General features: G+C 51.2%; 8 protein-coding genes. 6 read left to right on the top strand and 2 right to left on the bottom strand.

Annotation, left to right across the window (positions count from 1 at the left end; all coding sequences use genetic code 11):
• Positions 1–196: 196 nt before the first annotated feature.
• The 3 genes from ACN4EK_RS11400 to ACN4EK_RS11410 all read left to right on the top strand — a co-directional run bounded on the left by ACN4EK_RS11400 (position 197) and on the right by ACN4EK_RS11410 (position 3,151).
• On the top strand, positions 197–856 hold the full coding sequence (locus ACN4EK_RS11400) for an Npun_F0813 family protein (RefSeq protein ID WP_431657993.1): 660 nt from the start codon (positions 197–199) through the stop codon (positions 854–856).
• A 198-nt stretch (positions 857–1,054) separates the two neighbouring features.
• Positions 1,055–2,071 carry a hypothetical protein gene (locus ACN4EK_RS11405; protein ID WP_431657994.1) on the top strand — a complete coding sequence of 339 codons (1,017 nt, stop codon included), beginning with the start codon at positions 1,055–1,057 and terminating at the stop codon, positions 2,069–2,071.
• Between the two features lie 96 nt (positions 2,072–2,167).
• Complete coding sequence (locus ACN4EK_RS11410; protein WP_431657995.1) at positions 2,168–3,151, top strand: sigma factor-like helix-turn-helix DNA-binding protein; 984 nt, start codon at positions 2,168–2,170, stop codon at positions 3,149–3,151.
• A gap of 88 nt (positions 3,152–3,239) precedes the next feature.
• Here ACN4EK_RS11410 and ACN4EK_RS11415 read toward each other — a convergent pair whose 3' ends face one another.
• On the bottom strand, positions 3,240–3,473 hold the full coding sequence (locus tag ACN4EK_RS11415) for a DUF1049 domain-containing protein (protein ID WP_431657996.1): 234 nt from the start codon (positions 3,471–3,473) through the stop codon (positions 3,240–3,242).
• Entirely contained in the window at positions 3,470–4,423 is a 954-nt protein-coding gene (locus tag ACN4EK_RS11420) for a stage II sporulation protein M (RefSeq protein ID WP_431657997.1), read from the bottom strand. The genes ACN4EK_RS11415 and ACN4EK_RS11420 overlap by 4 nt, the downstream gene beginning before the upstream one ends.
• Before the next feature lie 82 nt (positions 4,424–4,505).
• On the opposite strand from ACN4EK_RS11420, the gene ACN4EK_RS11425 reads away from it, so the two are divergent.
• From ACN4EK_RS11425 to ACN4EK_RS11435, 3 genes are all read left to right on the top strand, one after another.
• On the top strand, positions 4,506–5,501 hold the full coding sequence (locus ACN4EK_RS11425) for a hypothetical protein (protein ID WP_431657998.1): 996 nt from the start codon (positions 4,506–4,508) through the stop codon (positions 5,499–5,501).
• Positions 5,502–5,529: 28 nt separating this feature from the next.
• Positions 5,530–6,351, top strand: coding sequence for an RDD family protein (locus ACN4EK_RS11430; RefSeq protein WP_431657999.1), 822 nt, complete (start codon positions 5,530–5,532; stop codon positions 6,349–6,351).
• Positions 6,352–6,420: 69 nt separating this feature from the next.
• Entirely contained in the window at positions 6,421–7,866 is a 1,446-nt protein-coding gene (locus tag ACN4EK_RS11435) for an S-layer homology domain-containing protein (RefSeq protein ID WP_431658000.1), read from the top strand.
• Positions 7,867–7,929: the final 63 nt, after the last annotated feature.

Below are 7,929 nucleotides of genomic sequence, written 5' to 3' on the forward strand. Positions count from 1 at the left end.
AAGGGATTGCTTTCGATGTACACTGGAAGCCCAAAAATGGGAACAGATAAACAGGGGCTTGAACTCGTTTGATCGAAGCCGCTAGCATCAATCTCATTGTGGCTCATCCGTTCGTCTTCCCCGCTGGCACTGGGTGAGGCGATCGTATCCTTGGCCCAAGCACCCCTCGCCCTGACAGGAGTTAACTGGTAGAGTCATGTTACTGAAACGGCAGGATGTTGAGATTTCGGCAATTCAGCACCCAAAGCGGGATCAGAAAGTTCCAATTCTGACCTATCAGGGGCAGACATTTCGCTTGATTAGTGTGTTTAACGCCAGTCAAGAGGAAGATGCCAAAGCCCTATGGCGAGATTTAACGGACAACCAGGGAAAAGCTTGCGTCCTCTTAGAGGAACCAGAACGCTATAGTGTCTGGGGCAAAATTCGGCTAGAGCAACTGGCAGAGGAGGGGGGAGCTGGTGATACAGCCGCCGCTCCAGCCGTGAAAGCCTGTCTGTTAATGCTTCAAGCGGTGTTTATCGATATTGAAGATCTCCTGGGCAATCGTCAGGCTGGACTATTCCAGAAGGATATTTCGGAAGTGTTCAAACAATGGCACTTTCCCCAGGCAGAGTCTCCGGATGCCGTGAAACATTTACTCACGTTTGATCCTTTAAATGCTGCCCAACTGCCGCCTTGGCAAGAGCACCATCTGAATACCCTGCTGCAAGAACTCCACCGCATTGGTAAATCCTATTTCGGCAATACTAGTTTTGCGGAACGAGCGCTGGATGCCCTGCAAGACTTACCTCAGAACGATCGCAGCCAGTTTACCAATTGGTTGAATCAGTTACCCCTGGGCAAATTGTGGCGTTAAGCACCGACGATCGCGACCGGAGATCGTGACATCCGCCAGACAGCCTGCCTCGACCGAAATCAGCCCATCGCCCATCTTAAGAATGTTTGACAAATATGTTCCGAAGTTCTGGAGATATGTCACCCTTGCTTGAGAGGTTGCATCTCTATTCCTTTCCCTATTGCTATTGCTATTGCAGCTACCTGGTGAGTAAGACGTATGAGTAGCCTGGATAAGTCGGGTTCTAAATCGTTTCTTTCTGTCCAAACTATTGTTCTGGCGCAGATTGCCTGGGCAGTTTTGGCACTGCTATTTTTCCTACTGTTTAGTGTTACTCCTAAGGGTGAAGATCCACCAACCTGGTACTCACTAGGCACCTCAATTTTTGAAGCAACGGCCTATCTAGTTGCCTTTCTCCTCTGTTTTCGTAACTGGCGGAGCCCGCAAATTGTCAGTGGACGCAATGTTTGGCTCTGTATTGGGTTAGGAGTGTTGTTCTACTTTTTTGGCAACCTCCTGTTTACTTACTGGGAACTCGGATTGGGGCTGGAGGCTGCCGTATCACCAGGGGACTTTTTCTTCATCCTGTCTTACATTTTTCTCCTGCTCGGACTCTGGCAGGCCGTGTCTTCCCGCCGATTAAATCTGGAAGTCTGGCAGAAAGGGGTCGTGGTTGGCATTGGTGCGATCGGGATTGCGATCGCGATCGCACTGTGGTCTAACGCGCCCCAAGCTCCAAACAAAACCGCGTTCTGGCTCGATCAACCTGCCTACGCTCAGACCGCCCGTGCCCCTAAACCCGCCTCTCCTAAAACTACAGTCCCTGCCCCTGCGGTACCAGCCGCTACAACTAAAGCCCAAGCCGTTGAAGCTGAACCAGATGTCCCCCAATGGGCAGTGGACTTAAGAGATGCCCTGGAACCGTTCAAAGATCCCGTCAACCTGTTCTATCTTGTTTGCGATGTCATCCTGTTAGTGTTAGCTACCGCCTTGCTACTCGCTTTTTGGGGCGGACGCTTTTCGCAATCCTGGCGGATGATTGCCTTTGCGGCATTCTGTCTTTACGTCGCCGATATTTGGTTCAAATACGCCAACGACCATATTCAGGATTACAAGAGTGGCAGCTTACCCGAGGTCGGTTGGGTGTTTTCCGGTGTGTTGTTTGGCATTGGTGCCGCCTTGGAATATGACCTATCCAGCCGCTCTCGTCGGGGTGGTTCCCGGCGGCGGGCTTAAAGTTACGATTTTCCAGCCCTAAGCCGAATCACCAGCCAGGTTGGATCTGCTTCAGAATAGAATGAACAAGGCAGAGACTCTCTCAAGGCTGATGGCATGATTTCTCGCAAACTTTCCGATCCAGAAAAGCAACAAATTCTTGAGCTTTATCACTTGCCCGGTGAAACGACTTCAACATTGGCAAGTCGTTATGGGGTAAGTAATTCGACGATTAGCCGTATTCTCAAACAGGGGCTACCCGCCGATGAGTATGAGTTGCTAATTCAACAGAAGCGAGCCGGACGCTTTGCGAATGATGACCATGAATCTGCGGCACCTGTTCTGCTATCGATGGAAACCGTGGATAAAGCGGCTGCCAATCTCGAACAGTTAGATCTGGGGTTCAGCCCCCCTCTGCTTGAGCGGGAACCAGAAGATCAGGAACCGGAAGAGGCTCCACCTCCCAAACCATCTCAGTTTGAAGCCCCTCGACGACGGGTAAGACGGCGATCGTCAGCCAGTGACCTCCCGAATGATGACATAGCAGAAGAACCGATCGCCACAGAAGGCGTTGAAACGAGCTATCACACAGAAGCAGAAGAAGTTTTTGAAGAAATTCTGAGCGAGAAACGGCTGGAAGAACATCCGGGGGGACTATTAGATGATGAAGACGATCTGGATGATGAAGACGACGATCTAGATGAGGACGACGAGGATCTAGAGGACGATGACGACGATGGGCTTCCTGGAGAAGTGCTCCTGGTTGGTCGTCAGGTTGCTGGGAAGAATCTGGTTCAGGTGCTGCCCCTCGCCCAGGCTCCCATTCCTCGAACGTGCTATCTCGTGGTCGATCGCACATCGGAATTAATTGCCCGCCCCTTACGCGAGTTTGGCGACCTGGGCGAAATTCCGGAAGCTGAAACCCTAGCCAAAACTCTGCCAATCTTTGATAACCATCGAGTGGCAAAACGGTACTCTAATCCCCGCACTCAACGGGTGATTAAGCTACCGGATGGTCGCGTGTTGCAGAAAACCTCATCCCATCTACAAGCCAAGGGGATTACGCGGTTGCTGATTGATGGGCAAGTGTATTCACTTTAACGATCGTCTGGGCTCGGAGGAATGTTCACGCTGGCACTCCTCCGATCGTGCAATTGCCAAAAAGGATCGTAGAGGGGCAAAACACAGCCTAATCCTCTTCCAGATCATTGTTGGGAGCGCTAGCGAACAGTTGGATCGTTGCCATACCTATGGCTCCTAACCCTACACTAAACGCCAGAACTAAGCCAAAGGGGATTTGGATGGACTGGAACTGCAAAAATCTGAATGAAACCGCCGTAAAGTTCTGGACAGCAATAATGGCGATCGCGCCAACCCAAAGCGCGAGTAGTACGGCAGCTAAGAAACTAGGTAACGTTTTCATGGGCGCTGGCGACTAAGGTAAGCAATCAAACTCACAAATAACCCTAACCCAGTGAGATATTTCACCAGATCAGGGATCGCGGGATTAGGCGAAAAGAACCCTTCAATCACTCCGGCAATCACTAGCATGGGCACAATGCCAAATACCAATTGAGCGGCTTTAGCCCCATACAGTTTTAGCGCATCCCCCCGGCGATACTGTCCTGGAAACACGATCGCTCTCGCCAATAAGAATCCGGCTCCTCCAGCTAGAAAAATCGCGGGTAATTCTAACGCTCCATGGGGAAAGACAAATGCCCAGAATGGGAAAGCAAGATTATTTTGGGTGACTAACGCTCCCACCATGCCAATCATTAGACCATTCAGCACCATTGAGTAGAAGGTGAGCAATCCGGCGGTCATCCCACCGGCTACGGCGGCAAAGGACACCTGAATGTTGTTGATCATGATGCTACTGGAGGCAAAGGGTTCCATCCCCACGATCGACCCCATCCACAGTTCGCCACGATCGCGTACCTGTTCAATCAAATGTTGAGGAACAATCAACCGAATAAAGTTGGGATCACGCCAGGATAGCCACCAGCCAATCAATCCCGCAATCACAAACAGAGCAGTGGCAAAGGCAATATAGCTGCCTGCCTGCTGAACGGCACCCGGAAATCCCCACAGGTAAAACTCACGCATCGCTTGCCACTCTTGCCGCCGTGACCCTTGATAGATTTGGGAATAGCCACGCGTCGTCAGACTATGCAAATCCCGCACGACTAGTTCCCCCACCTGCTGCGTCTTGGCTCGCGCCAGATCACCCGACACCGATCGATACAGGCTAGATAATTGCCGAATTTCATCGGCTTTGAGCGTTTTTAACCCTTGTTTCTCCGCTTTTTTGAGTAAGCCATCCAGTTCCTGCCAACTTGGTTGCCGTCGTACAATCCACCGCTGAATGTTCATAATCTGTGATGTTTTTAGCGTCTTGCCAGGAGTGAATTAGGATAGCTTCATCACCTGTCACGGAATAGCAAGAGTTTAACCTATGGCTCGCAGCTCTGGTTCCATGCAACCTCTTAGTGTTGGCAATGTCATCAGTGCCAGCATTCGGCTTTATGGCAATCACTTAAAGCAATATTTGTTAATCGCGGTGATTGCCGCCGGATGGTCAATTCTACCCACTATTATTGACTGGGGCATACAAGCAATTTTTTTCGGCAGTACGTTAGCTCAACTCAGTAATCCAGCTGCGGCTAGTAATCCGGCTGGTAATCCAGGCATTCTACTGTTGTTCAGGCTAGCCATCCTTGCTTTAGCGATCTACTGTAGTGCCAAGTATTATTTGAACCTGGGGCTACTGTCTCGTCTGGCGTTCGGCGAACTGATGGAGAAACCGGAACCAACCGCCACTGCCCGCGATCGCCTCAAACCAATCATGTTTCGGTTCCTGGTCACCCAAATCCTGGTCGGATTACTGGCTTTTGCCGTGATCTTTGGGGTGTTTCTTGGCTGGTTTATTCTTTCAAACATCATTTCTAGGGCTGTTGGTTCACAAAATATCCTCCTCGGTGTTTTAGTGAATCTCGTTTTGCTGATTGCTGCTATCGGGCTAACCATTTGGGTCTGTAGCCGTTGGTTTCTTGCCGAAGTGCCCTTAGCCATTGAAGAAGAATCAACGAGTGGTGCTGCCATTGGGCGCAGTTGGAAATTGACCCAAGGATATGCTACTCGCATCTTAATGATCGTCCTAGTCGCAGGCATCATTACCCTCCCACTGTATGCAGTAGCTTCTATTCCCTTTCTATCGGCAGTGTTTGCAGCGGCTCCCCTAGCGGCCCAACAAGCCAACAACATTAACAGTGCGGCGGCGGCTGGAGCCATGGTTCAGATCATCACCGGATTGGCGTTAAGTTTCCTGTTAGTGTTGATCTTTAACACCTTTGTCGTGCCCTTCTGGCAGTCAATTAAGTCAGTGATTTACTTTGACTTACGCAATCGGCAGGAAGGGCTGGGGTTGCAGTTGCGCGATCGTACACCCTAAATTGAAGTGTTCCTCAAGCGCAATAGCCATGCGTTTTTTTCCTCGCATCTCTCTTTCCACTCCAGAAAGCGTCGAACTGGAATTTACCCTCGCTGGTCTAGGTAACCGCGCCATTGCCCTGCTGATTGACTACCATATTCTGGGCGCGATCATCGTTGGCTTCTGGATTTTGTGGTATACCTTTTCGGTGGGATTATTAGGCACATTAAATGAGCGTGGTGGTGATTACAGTGCCGCTCCCTTATGGTTACTGGCGATCGCTCTACTGATTAATTTCGCCATTTATAACGGTTACTATGTCTTTTTTGAAACCGTTTGGCGTGGGCAAACTCCAGGCAAACGCATTGCTAAAATTCGCGTCGTTCAAGATGATGGTAGACCGATCGGAGTGCCACAGGCGGCTATGCGATCGCTGCTACGCGTAATCGATGATTTTTTCTTTATCGGGGTATTTTTCATTGTGCTGGGCAAACGCGAAAAGCGGATTGGCGATTGGGCAGCGGGGACGATCGTAGTACAGGAAAGTCGCTCACCGACGAAAACCAACATCGTCATTTCAGATATCGCCACGGAACTGGCAAAAACCCTGCCAGGAACCACAGATTTTGCCCAGTTATTACCCGATGATTACGCTGTGATCCAGGAGTATTTGCAACGACGACATCGGATGGAACCAAAAGCGCAATCGGACTTAAGTTTAAAGCTGGCAAGGCAATTACGCAATTTAATCCTGTTAGAAACAGTACCGCCTAATTTAACCTCCGATCAGTTTTTAGAAGCGGTTTATTTGGCGTATCAGCAGCAGGCCTCTGGTACGGATATCCGCTCCCCTCTAGACCAGGGGAACTAATGCCGGAGGCAGCCGATGGTAAAAAATCTACGCTAGTGTGAGAGGGTACGCTTTGACCTGGTGATAGTCGTGTCCCGTAAACGTTCTACGGTTTTGGTCATTCTGGCAGCTTACTTGCTAGTTCCGCTGGCAAGCTGTGCTGGTACATCCTGGAGTGGCACATTTGAGCAAGCCTTGGAAGCAGATCCCCAACTAACGGGTACGGCTGTAGAACCGTCGGTTAGCCCCTCCCCCACGGCAGCCCAAACCGTGGCATTGCCGGACGATTTCCCGACAGCCATACCTCGCTATCCCGGGGCAGACTTACAGGAGGTGATCCCAGCCCCGACCGCTACCCCCAATTCACCCACAACAACTCGCTGGAGCAGTCCAGATAGCGGCGATCGTATTCTTGCCTTTTATCGTCAGCAGCTACTATCGGGCAACTGGCGGATTGTCGAGCAACCGGCGAACAGTAATGCCTCGCAGGGTGCGATCGTGGCAGAAACTACAGATTTCAATGTCACTGTAGCGGTATCACCGGAAGCGACAACCCTAAGCAGTCCTACCCCCAGTCCTACCCCCAATACCTCTGCCAGTCCCAATGCTACCCCGACGGAATTCACCATTCGCTATCGGCGATCGGATAACACCACCGGGCAAGTTCCAGCTACTAACGATCTAGCAAACCTCAAGCTCTCTCAGGATCTGAATATTGGCGCATCGGGAAGTACCACGGCAGCAGGCGAAACGATCGCCAACGCGGAGACAACCGATCCTCCTCTGGTCAGTACCCCCAATACTTTCACAGATTTGGATCAGGTTCCTGAAGAACTGCAATCTTACGTCAATGACCTGGCTCAGTTGGGTGTTCTAACCCCAGCCACAGCGGCAACGCCGGAAAATAACAACCCTAGCCGGTTAGCCCCCAATCAAGCCATTACCCGCCGCGACTTTGCCCGTTGGCTGTTTCAAGCGAATAACCGCCTCAACCGCGATCGACCAACTCAACAAATCCGGGCTGGTTTAGGAACCGCCCAACCCGCTTTTCAAGATGTCCCCTCTAAGGATCCTGACTTCGCCATGATTCAAGGTTTGGCAGAAGCGGGGATTTTACCCAGTCCCCTATCTGGCAACAGTACAACCGTCACATTCCGCCCCGATCAACCCTTGACGCGCGAAACCCTGTTGCTGTGGAAAGTCCCGATGGATCTACGCCAATCCTTACCCAAAGCCAGTCTAGAGGCAATTCAACAAACCTGGGGCTTTCAGGATGCCGCTCGGATTGATCCCAATGCCCAACGGGCGGTGTTAGCCGACTATCAAAACGGAGATCAAGCGAATATTCGCCGAGCCTTTGGCTACACAACCCTCTTCCAACCGAAAAAAGCTGTGAGCCGAGCCGAAGCCGCCGCCGCCCTCTGGTACTTTGGCTACCAGGGAGAAGGGCAATCAGCGCAGGAGATCGTGAAGGGAGGAACGACCATTGGGGCTGGTGGTGGGGGAGATGAGGGAGTGAAGGAGATGGGGAGATGAGGGAGTGGGGAGTGGGGAGATGAGGGAGTGGGGAGATGAGGGAGCTGTCTCTTATACACATCT

The organism is Pantanalinema rosaneae CENA516 (assembly GCF_050753385.1).
Taxonomy (GTDB): Bacteria; Cyanobacteriota; Cyanobacteriia; order Leptolyngbyales; family Leptolyngbyaceae; genus Pantanalinema; species Pantanalinema rosaneae.